This is a genomic window from Ensifer sp. (assembly GCF_031989085.1).
In the GTDB taxonomy this organism is placed as follows: Bacteria; Pseudomonadota; Alphaproteobacteria; order Rhizobiales; family Rhizobiaceae; genus Ensifer.
This window is the reverse complement of the sequence record NZ_DALZXU010000001.1, coordinates 347,792-362,687: the sequence shown is the minus strand read 5'-3', so window position 1 is coordinate 362,687 and position 14,896 is coordinate 347,792. Positions and strand designations below refer to the sequence as shown.

The following is a 14,896-nucleotide window of genomic DNA, read 5'->3' as shown; positions in this document are numbered from 1 at the left end:
CGTCCGATACGTGCCAGACCGGTCCGGTTGGCACTAGCGAAGATCGAGCCGCATGACAAGCGCGGCGGTGCGCTGTCCGGCCTTGTCCTGATAATAGGCGCGGCGTTCGCCGACCTTGAGGAAGCCGAGCTTGCGGTAAAGGCCGATCGCGGCCTGATTAGTCTCGTCCACTTCGAGGAAAAGCGTCTCCGATCCCTTGACCGAGGCCTCACGCATCGCCGCCTGCATCAGCCGCCAGCCGAGGCCGGACCGGGCGTAGCGCGGATCGACGCCGATCGTCAGGATTTCGGCCTCACCGGCCACAGCCCGTGACAGCACGAAGCCGCCGAAGGCGGGACGGAGCGAACCGTTGGTCTGGCGGGCGACAAAGCCGAACACCGTGTCCTGGACGAGAAGCGCGTGGATTTCGCCATCACTCCAGGGAGACGCGAAACGCTGGCGATGCAGGCCGGCGGCGGCGGCCAGATCCGGCTCCTCCAGCGGGAAGATGTCGAATTCGGCGCGGCGGGTGAAATAGTCGGTGAAGCTCATCGGGGTCTAGGCTCGGGCTACGGCAAAGCCCGTTTGCGGCTTTGCGTCGGGCCCCCTTAGATAGAGTGGCTTCGGCTTGGCCGAGGCTGGATCCGCGGCGGCACCGAGCCGCGCGACGACGGCGATATCGACGAGATCAGCCGCGCCTATCGGCGTTCCCACGCCAAGAAGCTCGCCGCCCGAGCCGGCAACGCTTCCGTCAAAACCGGCAAAGCGGGTGCGGGCGTCGGTGAGCGACAAAGCTTCCGGCTCGGCGACCGCCTCGCCCGCCGCATCGAATGCCTGGACGTAGAGTTCGTCGCGTTTGGCGTCGATTGCCGCGAGAACGGCCCTGCCCGGTCTCGCCGTTCGGGCTTCCTCGGCGATCACGTGCAGCGATGAAACACCGACCGCCGGCTTGCCGAGCGCAAGCGCCAGACCGCGTGCAGTCGCGACACCGACGCGGATGCCGGTAAAGGAGCCCGGCCCGATGGTGACAGCGATGCGATCGATCGCGCCGATCGGGCGATCGGCAGCGGCGAGCGCCGTGTCGACGAATTCCATCAGCCTTTCGGCGTGGCCGCGGCCGATATCGGCTCCGGACTGACCGAGAATTGTGTTCGTGCCGCTGTCATAGACGGCAGCGGAACAGCCGGACCCGGATGTGTCGATGGCAAGTACGATCATGTCAGTTACAGCGATTTCCAGACGCACCAAAACCGCGAGGCCCTGATGGCATCGCGGTTACGCTTACTCGATACAGAAAGCGGCTCGCCCGAAAAGGCCGGAGCCGCTTGCCATCGCGATATCAGACGGCTTCGACCGCTTCCACCTCGGGCACGAAGTGGCGCAGCAGGTTCTGCACGCCATGCTTCAGGGTCGCGGTCGACGATGGGCAACCCGAGCAGGCACCCTTCATGTTCAGGAACACGGTGCCGTCCTTGAAGCCGCGGAAGGTGATGTCGCCACCGTCCTGTGCCACGGCCGGGCGCACCCGGGTTTCCAGCAGTTCCTTGATGGTCGCGACGATCGTCTCGTCGCCGGGCTCGAAGAACTCGTCTTCTTCATCCAGCTGCTCGGCGCGGCCGGCGCCGGCCATGATCGGCGCACCGGACATGAAGTGTTCCATGATCGAGCCGAGGATGGCGGGCTTCAGGTGCTGCCACTCCTGCCCTTCCTTGCTGACGGTGATGAAATCGTAGCCGAAATAGACGCCGCTGACGCCGGGGATCGAAAACAGCCGTGCGGCAAGCGGCGAACCGGCGCGGGCTTCTTCCTCGTCGCGGAATTCGGCCGTGCCGCTTTCCAGCACGACCTTGCCCGGCAGGAACTTGAGCGTGGCCGGGTTCGGCGTGGCTTCGGTCTGGATGAACATGTTTCTCTCCGTCTCGCCGGGATCGGTTCTCAACCGGCTCTTTAGAATAGTTCAAAAGAATATAAGGTCTTCGTCGCGCCCTCGCAAGAGCGCAAAGGGACGCAGCTCAGCTGAGCGCGTCGATTTCCTCGTCGGTCAGGAGATCCGGGATGACCGTCACCGGGATCGGGAAGGCTGCCGCCTTGCCGGCGATCGACGACACCAGCGGACCGGGGCCTTCCTTTGCCGAGCCGGCGGCCAGCACGAGGATGGCGATATCGCGATCCTCTTCGATCGCCGCGTGGATCTGCTCGGTCGCCGCTCCCTCGCGAATGACGATTTCGGGCTCGATCCCGATGCGCTCGCGCACGGCCTGCGCCACCTTGGCGAGGGTCGCTTCAGCCTCTTCGCGGGCTTCGGCGCGCATGATTTCCTCGACCCCCAGCCATTGCTGGAAGTCACCGTCGGCGATGATATAGAGCAGGACGAGACCGCCATTGGAATTCTTGGCGCGCATGCCAGCATAGTGCACGGCGCGGCCGCATTCCGGGGTATCGTCGATCACCGCCATGAATTTGCGGCGGTGACCTTCAAGTCGTGAGAGTCGGGTCGAGACCATGCGGCGAACATTACATTCCAGATTATCCGCCGCAAGGTCTCATTTTCGCCTTTTACTGCAGAAATCCGATGATATCGCGAACCTCGTGCATCGTCTTTTCCGCCCGTGCCCGCGCCCGCTCACCACCATCGCGCAGGATCGCGTCGATATGGGCGGTGTCGCCCATCAGCCGGCGCATCTCGCCGGTGATCGGTGCCAGCACCTCGACCGCCAGATCCACCAGAGCCGGCTTGAACACCGAGAACTGCTGACCGCCGAATTCGCCCAGTACCTGTTCCTTGGTCTTGTCGGAAAGGGCAGCATAGATGCCGACGAGGTTGTCCGCCTCGGGCCGGCCCTTGAGGCCGTCGAGTTCGCTCGGCAACGCGTCCGGGTCGGTCTTGGCCTTGCGGATCTTCTTTGAGATCGTTTCGGCATCGTCCATCAAGTTGACGCGCGACAGATCGGACGGATCCGACTTCGACATCTTCTTCGTGCCGTCGCGCAGCGACATGACGCGCGGCGTTGCACCACCGATCAGAGGCTCCACCGGCGGGAAATACGCATGCACCGGCTCTTCGCCGACAACCATGTCGACGCCGTAGCCGCGCGCGCGGATATGCTCCATGAAGTCGATGTTGAATTTCTGGGCAATGTCGCGCGTCAGCTCGAGGTGCTGCTTCTGGTCGTCGCCGACCGGGACGTGGGTGGCGCGATAGACGAGGATGTCGGCTGCCATCAGGCTCGGATAGGCGAGCAGGCCGAGCGAGGCGTTCTCGCGATCCTTGCCGGCCTTGTCCTTGAACTGGGTCATCCGGTTCATCCAGCCGATGCGGGCGACGCAGTTGAAGATCCAGGCCAGTTCCGCATGCTGCGGCACGGCCGACTGGTTGAAGACGATGTGCTTTTCCGGGTCGATGCCGGAGGCGATGAAGGCGGCGGCGATCGAGCGGATCTGCCCCTTCAGGTCCTCGTGCACGAGCTGGGCCGTGATCGAATGCAGATCGACGACGCAGTAGATGCAGTCGTTGTTTTCCTGCAGCGCCACGAACTTGCGGATCGCACCGAGATAATTGCCGAGATGGAGGTTGCCCGTCGGCTGCACGCCGGAAAATACGAGCGGCTTGAATTCGTTCATGTCGTCCTCAATAGGCTGGTGGAGGGCCCCAGGGCCTATGGCCCATGTTGCTAACGGCATGGCTTATGCACGTCGGACGCGGTGCAATCAAGTGGGCCCAAAGCCGGTTGGCGACGCCGATCGGTGTCGGCATCGCCACTTGATCGTCAGGCTTGTCAGGCGTCCGGGTTCGGCGTCGGTTCAGGATCTGCCTTGGCCTTCGCCTTGCGCTTCATGTTGCGGCGGATCATGCCGAGATTGGCGCCGCCAATGCCGAAGGCGATGGCGAAATAGATCACCATGGCGACGGCGACCAGGCCGCAGAGCGTAGTCGCACGCACGATCAGCGGCGCTGCCGACGACACTTCGTAGGAAAGCCACTGCAGCGCAAAGTGCAGGGCCACCGCCATGCCGGCGGCTGCGATGACGAGACGGGGAATGCGGGTGAGGAGCGGAATGTCGCGGCCCCAGTGGCCGCGCCAGACGAGCATGCCGAAAAGCAGGACGGCATTGACCCAGCCGGCGACGATTTCCGCCGTGGCGATGCCGCTCGCGCCCAGTCGCGGGAACAGCGTCAACGCCAGCGACACGTTCACCGCCACGGAGATACCGGCAAAGATCATCGGCGTGCGCGTGTCCTCGCGGGCAAAGAAGCCGGGGATGAACGCCTTGATCAGCACGAAGGCCGGCAGACCGAGGCCGTAGATCGCCAGGATATGGCCGACGACCACGGTCGACGAGGCATGAAACTCGCCGCGCTCGAACAGGAGCCGGACAATCGGCTCGGACATGACGAGCAGCGCTGCCGCCGCCGGCAACGTCAGAAACAGCGTGAACTCGACCGAGCGGTTCTGCAGGTTCGACGCCTCGTTGAGGTTGCCGGAACGCAGCGCGCGGGCGAGCTCCGGCAGAAGTACTGTTGCGACCGCGATGCCGACGACCCCGAGCGGCAGCTGATAGATGCGATCGGCATAGACGAGCGAGGAGACAGCACCCGCCTGCGCGGAGGCGATGTTGGTGTTGATCAGGAGGTTGATCTGGGTGATGCCGCCGGTGATCGCGGCCGGCAGGGCCAAGACCAGCAACCGGCGGACATTGGCCGTCAGCCGCGGCCGGCGCAGGCCGATCTTGATGCCGGCATCACGCACCGCGATCCAGACGATCGCCAGTTGCACGAGACCCGCCGCCATCACACCCCAGGAGAGGCTATAGCCGACGGCAATCGGGTCCTGGCCGCTGTACCAGGCATAACCGAGCACACCGATGAGAATGATGTTGAGGAACACCGGCGCGATCGCCGCGGCGAAATAGCGATGCAGCGAATTCAGCATGCCCGCCATCATCGCGGCGAGCGACATGCAGGCGAGATAGGGGAACATGATCGTCGCGAAGATGACGGTGTTGCCGAGCTTTGCCGGATCGTCGGCAAAGCCTGGCGCAATCAGGTTGCTGACGATGAAGGGCATCGCCAGTTCCATCGCGATCGTCAGGAACAGAAGGACGGTGAAGAGGACGCCGAACACTTCTTCCGAAAAGCGCCGCGCCCCTTCCATGCCGTTCGCCTCGATCTCCTTGGCGAAAAGCGGCACGAAGGCCGAGTTGAAGGCGCCTTCGGCAAAGAGCCGGCGGAAGGTGTTGGGCAGACGGAAGGCGGTATTGAAGGCATCGGCGACCGGGCCGGTGCCAAGGGCAGCTGCCATGAAGGTTTCGCGGATGAAGCCGAACAGACGGCTGCCGAGCGTGGCGCCGCCGACGGTTGCAAATTTCTTGACCAGACTCATGTTTCGGCTTTTGTCGTTCTTTGAGCGGAGGACGTGCCCGTCGCGGGCGCGATGATGCCGGACGGCATCCGGTCTCGAACCTCGTCGGCCTCATCGGCCATGACGGCTTTCAGGCGGGCGGCGATGTTCATCTGGCGGTTTTCACTGGTAACCTTCTGGCCGACGAGATCGGTGATGTAGAAGGTGTCGATGACCTTCTCGCCGAAAGTCGTGATGTGCGCCGAGGCGATGTCGAGTGAAAGGTCCGAGAGCACCGCGGTGATCTCCGACAGCAGGCCGGGGCGGTCGAGGCACTCGACCTCGATGACCGTGAACTTGTTCGACAGCGTGTTGCTGATCGTCACCTCGGGGGTCACGGTAAAGGCCTTGTTGCGCTTCTTGACCTTGGTTCGGCTGGCGATCACCTCCGGCAGGCGCTTGCGCCCGGACAGCACGTCCTCGATCAGCTTGCCGATGCTGGCCGCCCGGCGCGTCTCGTCGCCGTCGACGGGAAACTCGCGGTTGACGAGGATGGTATCGAGCGCCCGGCCGTCCGACGTCGTGAAGATCTGCGCATCGACGATGTTGGCGCCGGCCGCCGCGCAGGCGCCGGCGATCACGGTCAGAAGTCGCGGATGGTCGGGCGAAAGCACGGTGATTTCGGTGATCGCATGGAACTGGTGCGTGCGCACCATGGTCGACAGCGCCTTTCCGGCGGCATCGGCCTCGCGGATGAAGCGGGCGTGGCGGATCTGGTCCTCGAGCGGCACGGTCAGGAGGTAGGGCTGGTAGTGCAGCCGCACATAGGCCTCGCGCTCGCTTTCCTGCCAGTCGGTCAGGGCGTCGCTCAGCATCGTCGCCGCATGGGCCGCGCGCTCCTTGCGCGACAGCTCGGAGAAGCCGCCCGAAAGCAGCAGTTCGGTTTCATAGTAGAGCGTGCGGAGCAATTGCCCCTTCCAGCCATTCCAGACGCCCGGCCCGACGGCGCGGATGTCGCAGACGGTGAGGATCAACAGCATCTTCAGCCGGTCGAGCGACTGCACCCGCTCGGCGAAGTCGACGATGGTCTTGCGGTCATTGAGATCGCGGGTCTGGGCGACCATCGACATCGTCAGATGCTCGTCGATCAGCCAGGCGACAAGCTCGGTCTGCTTCGGCGTCAGGCCAAAACGCGGGCAGAGCCGGCGCGCCACCTTGGCGCCGGCAACCGAATGATCCTCCGGCCGGCCCTTGGCGATGTCGTGCAGGAGCACTGCGACATAGAGCACCTCGCGGTCCTCGATCCCCGGCATCAGCTTGGCGACCAGCGGATGGGCATCTTCCTCGATGCCGCGCTCGATGCGCGAGAGAACGTCGACCGCGCGCAGCAGATGCTCGTCCACCGTATAGTGGTGGTACATGTTGAACTGCATCATCGAGACAATCTTGCCGAAGTCCGGAATGAAGCGGCCGAGAACGCCCGCTTCGTTCATGCGGCGAAGAATAAGTTCCGGCTTGCGGCGCGAGGTCAGGATCGACAGGAATAACCTGTTTGCCTCTTCGTTCTCGCGCAGTTGCGGCTTGATGAGACCCAGCGAGCGCGTCACCTGCCGAAGCGCGGCCGGATGGAACTCGAGATTGTTGATATCGGCGATGTGGAAGAAGCGCAGCAGATTGACGGGGTCGCGCTTGAAGACGTCAGGGCTCGAAAGCGCGATGCGCCCGCCGTCGTCGACGAAATCGAGCGTGCCGGCGATCTTGCGGCTGCGATGGGTAAAGCGGCCGATGATGCCGGAGATACCCGGTGCATCCTTGGCCTGCTGATCCTCAAGTGCTGCACAGAAGATGCGGGTGAGGTCGCCGACGTCCTTCGCCACCAGGAAGTAGTGTTTCATGAAGCGCTCGACGGCCGAAAGGCCGGGATGGTCGTGATAGCCGAGCGCCTCGGCAATCTCGCGCTGGATGTCGAAGGACAGCCGTTCCTCGGCCTTGCCGGTCAGGAAATGCATGTGGCAGCGCACCGCCCAGAGAAAGTCCTCCGCCTTCTGGAACAGCTTGTATTCGGTTCGCGAGAGAACGCCGAGCTTGATCAGGTCGGCGGAATCCTTGACCCGGTAGAAATACTTGGCGATCCAGAACAGCGTATGCAGGTCGCGAAGCCCACCCTTGCCTTCCTTGACGTTGGGCTCGACCAGATAGCGCGTGTCGCCCGCCTTGCGGTGGCGCTCGTCGCGCTCGGCGAGCTTGGCGGCGATGAAATCCGGGCCGGTGTTGCGTACGATCTCGTGGTCGAAGCGCGTTTCGAGTTCGGCCGCCAGCATTTCGGAGCCGCAGATATAGCGGGTCTCTAGGATCGCGGTGCGAATGGTCATGTCGGCGCGCGAGAGCCTGATGCAGTCCTCGATCGTGCGCGTGGCATGGCCGACCTTGAAGCCGAGATCCCACAGGATGTAGAGCATGAACTCGATCGCCGGCTCCGCCCAGACGGCCTTCTTCACCGGCAGCAGGAAGAGCAGGTCGATGTCGGAGCCCGGCGCCAGCGTGCCGCGGCCGTAGCCACCGACGGCCGCGACCGCGATGCGGCTTGCCGGCGGCGCGTTGGCCGCGTCAAAGATCTCGTTGAGCACGAAATCATGCAGCACCGTGATCAGCTGGTCCTGGAGCCAGGAGATACGCTCGGCGCAGAGAATGCCGCCGCCGTCGCCGGCAAACAGTTCGCGCGCCTTGGCGCGGCCGGCGACATTGGCCTGCTTGAAGGCGGCCAGCAGCGCCTGGCGCATCGGCTCGCGCTGCTCGGCATGCGCCGAGGCGATGAAGTCGCATTTCGCCCGAAGCGCTGCGACATCGAGAATTTCGGGAAAGGAAGTTTCGTGTCTGCCCATGAAGTGCCGAGGGGCGCCCTGTCCGACTGGTTGCGTGGTCCGCTGCCTGAACAGCGCTCCTGCAGGCTCCCATCCGATCAAGGCCGAACCGGGACCGTGCAGCATTTCGAATTACTACCGGCTCATCGCCGCGCCCTTTCAAGGCGCGCGGCGCTGTATAGCCTTTTTCACCGACGCATGCACAGCAAAAACGGAAGGGCCGTCAACGGGCGCTCAGTTCCTTCTTCAGGGCGTAGAGCGCATCGAGCGCTTCGCGCGGGGTCATGTCGTCGGGGTTGAGCGCCTTCAGCGCCTCGTCAACCCGGGAGTTGCCGGCGGGCTTGGCCTCTTCGCGGCGGATCGCCACCTGGAACAGCGGCAGATCGTCGATCAGCTGGCTTGCCGGGTTCTTGCGGTCGGCGTCCTCGAGCTTGGCGAGCACGTCCTTGGCCCGGGAGACCACAGAGGCCGGCAGGCCGGCGAGACGGGCGACCTGGATACCATAGGAGCGATCGGCAGCACCCGGCCCGACCTCATGCAGGAAGATCACGTCGCCGTGCCACTCCTTGACGCGCATGGTCGCGTTCGACAGTCGGCCGAGCTTTTCCGACAGCACGGTCAGTTCGTGGAAGTGGGTCGCAAACAGGCCGCGGCAACGATTGGCCTCGTGCAGATGCTCGACCGACGCCCAGGCGATCGACAGGCCGTCGAAGGTGGCGGTGCCACGACCGATCTCGTCGAGGATAACGAGCGAGCGATCGGTCGCCTGGTTGAGGATCGCCGCCGTCTCGACCATCTCGACCATGAAGGTCGAGCGGCCGCGAGCAAGATCGTCCGAGGCGCCGACGCGCGAAAACAGCCGGTCGACGATGCCGATATGGGCGCTTGTCGCGGGCACGAAGGTGCCCATCTGCGCCATGATGGCGATCAGCGCGTTCTGTCGGAGGAACGTCGACTTACCGCCCATGTTCGGACCGGTCAGAAGCCAGATCGCCCCACCTTCTTCACCCGAAGGTGGCGACAGGTCGCAGCCATTGGCGACGAAGGCATTGGCCGCCTGGCGCTTCAGCGCCTGCTCGACGACGGGATGGCGGCCGCCTTCGATGGCAAACATGCGCGTGTGATCGACGACCGGACGGGCATAGTTCTGCTCTTCGGCAAGGATCGCAAGGCCCGCCGATACATCGACGGTCGCTAGCGCCAGCGCCGCCGCCTTGATGACCTCTGCCGCTGAAACGACGTCTGAAGTCATGGCGTCGAAGGCGGCAAGCTCGATCGTCAGCGCCCGATCGGCGGCATTGGCGATCTTGCTCTCGAGTTCGGCAAGTGCAGTGGTGGTGAAGCGCATGGCGTTCGCCATGGTCTGGCGGTGGATGAACCGGGCGCGGCCTTCGTCGGTGTCGGTCATGGAGCCGGCATTGCCCTGCGTCACCTCGATGAAATATCCGAGCACATTGTTGTGCTTGATCTTCAGCGACTTGATGCCGGTCTCTTCGGAATATTGCAGCTGCAGCCCGGCGATGACGCGACGGGACTGGTCGCGCAACCCCCTGACTTCGTCGAGGTCGGCATTGGCCCCTTCGCGCAGAAAACCGCCGTCGCGCTTGAGCAGCGGCAGTTCGTCGGCAAGCATCGCATCGAGGTGGTCGCGGACGGATGTCGGCAAGGCGTCGATCGCCGCGCGGGCCTCGATGAGTTCAGGCGAAAGATTGCCCGCTGCCAGCAGGCGCGAGATCGTTTCCGCGGCCCTGAGGCCGGCCAGGATCGCACCGAGATCGCGCGGGCCGCCGCGGCCGAGCGCCAGCCGCGACAGGGCGCGCGGCATATCCGGGGCGCGCCGCAGCGTGTCGCGCAGGTCCCCGGCAAAGGACGGCTGCCCAGCCAGGATCTCGATCGAGTCCAGCCGCTGGTTGATGCGATCGGGATCGGTCAGCGGCGACATCAGCCGCTCGGCCAGCAGCCGCGCGCCGCCGCTCGTCACCGTCCGGTCGAGCGCCTTCAGCAGCGTGCCTTCGCGAGCGCCCGACAGTGTCTTGACCAGTTCCAAGTTGGCGCGCGTGGCCGGGTCGATGAACAGCGTCGAGGCAGCGCTCTCGCGCTCGGGGGTGCCAAGGGCCGGACGTTCGGCAAACTGGGTCTTTTCGACATAGGAGATGGCAGCGGATGCCGCCGCCATTTCGGCGCGCGAGAAACTGCCGAAACCGTCGAGCGTCTTGACGCCGAAGTAACGGGCGATGCGGCCCTCGGCCGTCGCGCTGTCGAAAAGCACCGCCGGCTGCGGCACTGCCACCCGGCCGAGCACGTCGAAGACGGCGCGCAATTCCGGGTCGTGGAAGACCGTATCGGCAAGGATCAGTTCGCGCGGCTCGATGCGCAGGATGTCGGCGAGCAGCCGGCTCTCGGCCGTTTCGGCGAGCCGGAAGACGCCGGTCGAGATATCGATCCAGGCGAGCGCGTAGGCCGGTTCCGAACCGCTCTTGATGCGCGCGAGCGCCATCAGGTAGTTGGTCTCCGACGGCGAAAGCAGCTTCTCTTCGGTGATCGTTCCCGGCGTCACCAGCCGGACGACGTCGCGGCGCACGACGGATTTTCCGCCCCTCTTCTTGGCTTCGGCCGGATCCTCGACCTGCTCGCAGACTGCGACGCGAAAGCCGAGACCGATCAGCTTCTGCAGATAATCGTCAGCCGCATGCACGGGAACCCCGCACATCGGGATTTCCTGCCCCATGTGCTGACCGCGTTTCGTCAAGGTGATGCCGAGCGCCTTCGACGCGTCGACTGCGTCCTGGAAGAACAGCTCGTAAAAGTCGCCCATGCGGTAGAACAGAAGCGAATCCGGGTTGTTCGCCTTGATCTCGATAAACTGTTCCATCATCGGCGTCGCAGTGGAACGGCTTTCCTCGCTCGCCAACTCGGCTACGGATAAAACCTCCCCCGCGCGGGTCGAATAGTCTGTCACGAAATTCATGATTGTTCCGAAAAAAGAGATGGCACACTATCGCCAAGCAAATATAGACGACAACCATAAAGAGGCGCCCCGACAGGGTCGCCCACAGGAGGATAGAGGAAACATGCCGGCCAACGACAAGACCGATCGCACAATGACGAGCGTCACCGCGCAGGAAGCGCTCGATTTTCACTCGCAGGGTCGTCCCGGAAAGCTGGAGATTTCCCCCACCAAGGCCATGGCCACGCAGCGCGACCTGTCGCTGGCCTACTCGCCCGGCGTTGCCGTCCCGGTCAAGGCGATCGCCGAGGACCCTTCCACGGCCTATGACTACACCACTCGCGGCAACATGGTCGCGGTCATTTCCAACGGCACGGCCATCCTCGGCCTCGGCAATCTCGGGGCGCTTGCCTCCAAGCCGGTCATGGAAGGCAAGGCGGTGCTGTTCAAGCGCTTCGCCGACGTCGATTCCATCGACCTTGAAGTCGATACCGAGAATGTCGACGAGTTCATCAATTGCGTGCGCTTCCTCGGACCGTCCTTCGGCGGCATCAACCTCGAGGACATCAAGGCGCCGGACTGTTTCATCATCGAGCAGAAGCTGCGCGAGGTCATGGACATTCCGGTGTTCCACGACGACCAGCACGGCACCGCGATCATCGCCGCCGCCGGCCTCATCAACGCGCTGACGCTCACCGGCCGCGACTTCAAGACCACCAAGCTCGTCTGCAACGGCGCGGGGGCTGCGGCCATCGCCTGCATCGAGCTGATCAAGGCGATGGGCTTCAACCCCGACAACGTCATCCTCTGCGACACCAAGGGCGTGATCTTCCAGGGCCGCACGGAAGGCATGAACCAGTGGAAGTCGGCGCATGCGGTCAAGACCGACCGGCGCACGCTTGCCGAAGCGCTCGAAGGCGCAGACGTGGTCTTCGGCCTTTCGGCCAAGGGGGCGCTGTCGGAAGACATGGTCCGCTCGATGGCACCGCGGCCGATCATCTTCGCCATGGCCAACCCGGATCCGGAAATCACGCCGGAGGAAGTCGCCCGCATCCGCGACGACGCGATCGTGGCCACCGGCCGTTCGGACTATCCGAACCAGGTCAACAACGTGCTCGGCTTCCCCTATATCTTCCGCGGCGCGCTCGACGTGCGCGCCTCGACGATCAACGATGCGATGAAGATCGCGGCGGCAGAGGCGCTCGCAAGCCTCGCCAAGGAAGACGTGCCGGATGACGTGGCCGCCGCCTACCAGGGCAACCGCCCGCGCTTCGGCGCGCAGTACATCATCCCGGTTCCGTTCGACCCCAGGCTGATCTCGGCGATCCCGATGGCTGTGGCCAAGGCGGCGATGGAATCGGGCGTCGCGCGCAAGCCGATCACCGACCTCGAAGCCTACGGGCGCCAGCTTTCCGCCCGCCGCGACCCGATCGCCTCGACGCTGCAGCGCATCTACGAGCGCGTTCGGCGCCAGCCCAAGCGCATCGTCTTTGCCGAAGGTGAAGAGGTGCAGGTCATGCGTTCGGCGATCGCCTATGCCAACCAGCAGCTCGGCACGGCGATCCTGCTCGGCCGCGAAGACCGCATGCGCGAGACGGCGGAGCGCGAGGGCATCGATCTCGATCGCCCCGGGATCCAGATCGTCAATGCCCGGGTGTCAAAGCGGGTCGGCGCCTATACCGACTATCTCTATGCGCGGCTGCAGCGAAAGGGATACCTGTTCCGCGATGCCCAGCGCCTGATCAACAACGACCGCAACCACTTTGCCGCCTGCATGGTGGCACTCGGCGATGCGGACGGCATGGTCACGGGCATTACCCGCAACTACTCGACGGCGCTCGAAGACGTGCGCCGCTGCATCGACCCGAAGCCCGGGCACCGGGTGATCGGCGTGTCGATCGCGCTCTGCCGCGGCCGCACCGTGCTCGTCGCCGACACCGCCGTGCACGACATGCCGTCGTCGGAGGAACTCGCCGACATCGCCGAGGAAGCCGCCGGCCTTGCCAAGCGCCTCGGCTACGTGCCGCGCGTCGCCATGCTCGCCTATTCGACCTTCGGCCACCCCTCGGGCGAGCGCTCGGAGCGGGTGCGCGAGGCTGTCAACATTCTCGACAAGCGCCGCGTCGACTTCGAATATGACGGCGAGATGGCCGCAGACGTAGCGCTCAATCCGAAGGTGATGGAACAGTATCCGTTCTGCCGCCTTTCGGGCACGGCCAACGTGCTGGTGATGCCGGCGTTCCACTCGGCTTCGATCTCGACCAAGATGCTGCAGGAACTCGGCGGCTCGACCGTCATCGGCCCCCTGCTCGTCGGCTTCGACAAATCGGTGCAGATCGTTTCGATGTCGGCGAAGGATTCCGACATCGTCAACATGGCGGCAATCGCCGCCTATAACGCCGGCGTTTGATCTCGCCGGCGGAAGCGTCCCGTTCTGGCACACCCTGTTCAGCAGATGAACAGGGTGTGTCAAACTGAAACAGATACAGCGCGAGCTTTCCGCAAAAAAGAAGAGCTCGACAGCCCTGGGAAAGGCGTCGAGCTCAATACATAATGGAAGACTTACTTCCTGTGCGATGAAATAATATGGAGATAGAGCGAAATATACGCCAATCTCAAATGAAGCTGGCGGTTCTCTCCGTTATTTATTTTATTATTTCGTGATAAAACTGAAACAGTGCTTGACATGACTATTCCCTCTTTCAGGCGAAGAAGTCAAAGCCATCCTTAATATCTGGTTAATTACGTCAGCTGGCTGTCAGGATACCGAAGTCGCAAAGCGCCCGGCGTCGGCGCCGTAGTAATTCAGGTAACGGCCGGAGATGTTGCTGATCGGCAGGACGATCAACACATCGGTGGTGCGGAATGCGTGGTCGACGACAGCGCCGTCCCCGACCATGGCCCCCAGACGCATGTAGCCCTTGATCAATGGCGGCAAGGCGGCCAGCGCCTTCTTCGGATTGATGGCCTCGACCGGCATCATATCCATGGTCCGGTGCAGTTCCGGCCGAGCGCCGACGACCCATTCGTCGCGCACACGGATATTGTGATGCAGGAAGGACAGCGCCAGCGCATGTTCGGCCGGAATGGTGCCCGGAAACGAGCCGCAACCGAACATGGCATCGACACCGTATCGCAGCGCGTAGGCCCAGTTGCCCTGCCAGAGCAGTTCCACCGTGCGCTTGGTGCGATACTCGGGCAGCACGCAGGAGCGACCAAGCTCCATGAAGCGCTTTTTGGGATGGCGCGAGACCAGGGCTCCGACATCGAACTCCGAAGCGGAGTAGAAGCCACCCGCCCGCTCGGCCACATCCTGGCGCAAAAGGCGATAGGTGCCGACGATCTGATCTTCCGGGTCGCCCTCGATGGCCGTGTCGAGAACCAGCAAGTGATCGCAGACAGCATCCCAGCTGTCGACGTCGCGCTTGCGACGGTCGAGCTCGGGGCCGACCTGCGCCTTCATCTCCTCGACAAAGACCTTGTAGCGCACGGCCTGCGCCGCATCGATCTCAGATGCGTTGCGCGCAAGCCGGGTCTCAAGATTGGCTATTCGGCCGAGAACGTCGGTCGCCGGGGCGGTCATTGTCTTGCCGACGCAAGCCTGAGAAGTGTCTACCACGCTCGTCGAATCCAGAAGCTCGATCGTCATCCGCGTCATCCCGAATCATTCGTATCTGCCGGGCTTAGACCACGTTTCTGCAACAACATAGTGACATGAAAACGGCGCACAACCCCCGCTTCGATGCGCCGATACCGTTACGACTTCGGCG

At 63.8% G+C, this 14,896-nt stretch carries 10 protein-coding genes; 1 reads left to right on the top strand and 9 read right to left on the bottom strand.

Annotated features, from left to right (window positions below; translation table 11 throughout):
- Positions 1–33: 33 nt before the first annotated feature.
- The 8 genes from RTP54_RS01800 to mutS form a co-directional block, all read right to left on the bottom strand.
- Positions 34–531 carry a GNAT family N-acetyltransferase gene (locus RTP54_RS01800; RefSeq protein WP_112809091.1) on the bottom strand — a complete coding sequence of 166 codons (498 nt, stop codon included), beginning with the start codon at positions 529–531 and terminating at the stop codon, positions 34–36.
- 6 nt (positions 532–537) lie between these two features.
- Positions 538–1,197: a tRNA (adenosine(37)-N6)-threonylcarbamoyltransferase complex dimerization subunit type 1 TsaB gene (gene tsaB, locus RTP54_RS01795; protein ID WP_312360467.1), complete on the bottom strand. Its 660-nt coding sequence runs from the start codon at positions 1,195–1,197 to the stop codon at positions 538–540.
- A gap of 121 nt (positions 1,198–1,318) precedes the next feature.
- The gene (locus RTP54_RS01790; protein ID WP_112809093.1) at positions 1,319–1,885 is read right to left on the bottom strand and encodes a NifU family protein; all 567 of its coding nucleotides are present in this window, start codon (positions 1,883–1,885) and stop codon (positions 1,319–1,321) included.
- Between the two features lie 106 nt (positions 1,886–1,991).
- A complete protein-coding gene (locus RTP54_RS01785) occupies positions 1,992–2,483 on the bottom strand; it encodes a universal stress protein (protein WP_112809094.1) in 492 nt (163 codons plus the stop codon).
- A gap of 52 nt (positions 2,484–2,535) precedes the next feature.
- Entirely contained in the window at positions 2,536–3,600 is a 1,065-nt protein-coding gene (gene trpS / locus RTP54_RS01780; RefSeq protein ID WP_312360463.1) for a tryptophan--tRNA ligase, read from the bottom strand.
- A gap of 155 nt (positions 3,601–3,755) precedes the next feature.
- Entirely contained in the window at positions 3,756–5,360 is a 1,605-nt protein-coding gene (murJ, locus tag RTP54_RS01775; RefSeq protein WP_112809096.1) for a murein biosynthesis integral membrane protein MurJ, read from the bottom strand.
- Entirely contained in the window at positions 5,357–8,200 is a 2,844-nt protein-coding gene (locus tag RTP54_RS01770) for a [protein-PII] uridylyltransferase (RefSeq protein ID WP_312360459.1), read from the bottom strand. The genes murJ and RTP54_RS01770 overlap by 4 nt, the downstream gene beginning before the upstream one ends.
- Before the next feature lie 202 nt (positions 8,201–8,402).
- Entirely contained in the window at positions 8,403–11,147 is a 2,745-nt protein-coding gene (mutS, locus tag RTP54_RS01765) for a DNA mismatch repair protein MutS (RefSeq protein WP_312360456.1), read from the bottom strand.
- A 103-nt stretch (positions 11,148–11,250) separates the two neighbouring features.
- On the opposite strand from mutS, the gene RTP54_RS01760 reads away from it, so the two are divergent.
- Positions 11,251–13,536 (top strand): NADP-dependent malic enzyme, encoded by a 2,286-nt coding sequence (locus RTP54_RS01760; protein WP_112809099.1) that lies wholly within the window; start codon positions 11,251–11,253, stop codon positions 13,534–13,536.
- A gap of 348 nt (positions 13,537–13,884) precedes the next feature.
- Here RTP54_RS01760 and RTP54_RS01755 read toward each other — a convergent pair whose 3' ends face one another.
- Positions 13,885–14,775 (bottom strand): GNAT family N-acetyltransferase, encoded by an 891-nt coding sequence (locus RTP54_RS01755; protein WP_112809471.1) that lies wholly within the window; start codon positions 14,773–14,775, stop codon positions 13,885–13,887.
- Positions 14,776–14,896 lie beyond the last annotated feature (121 nt).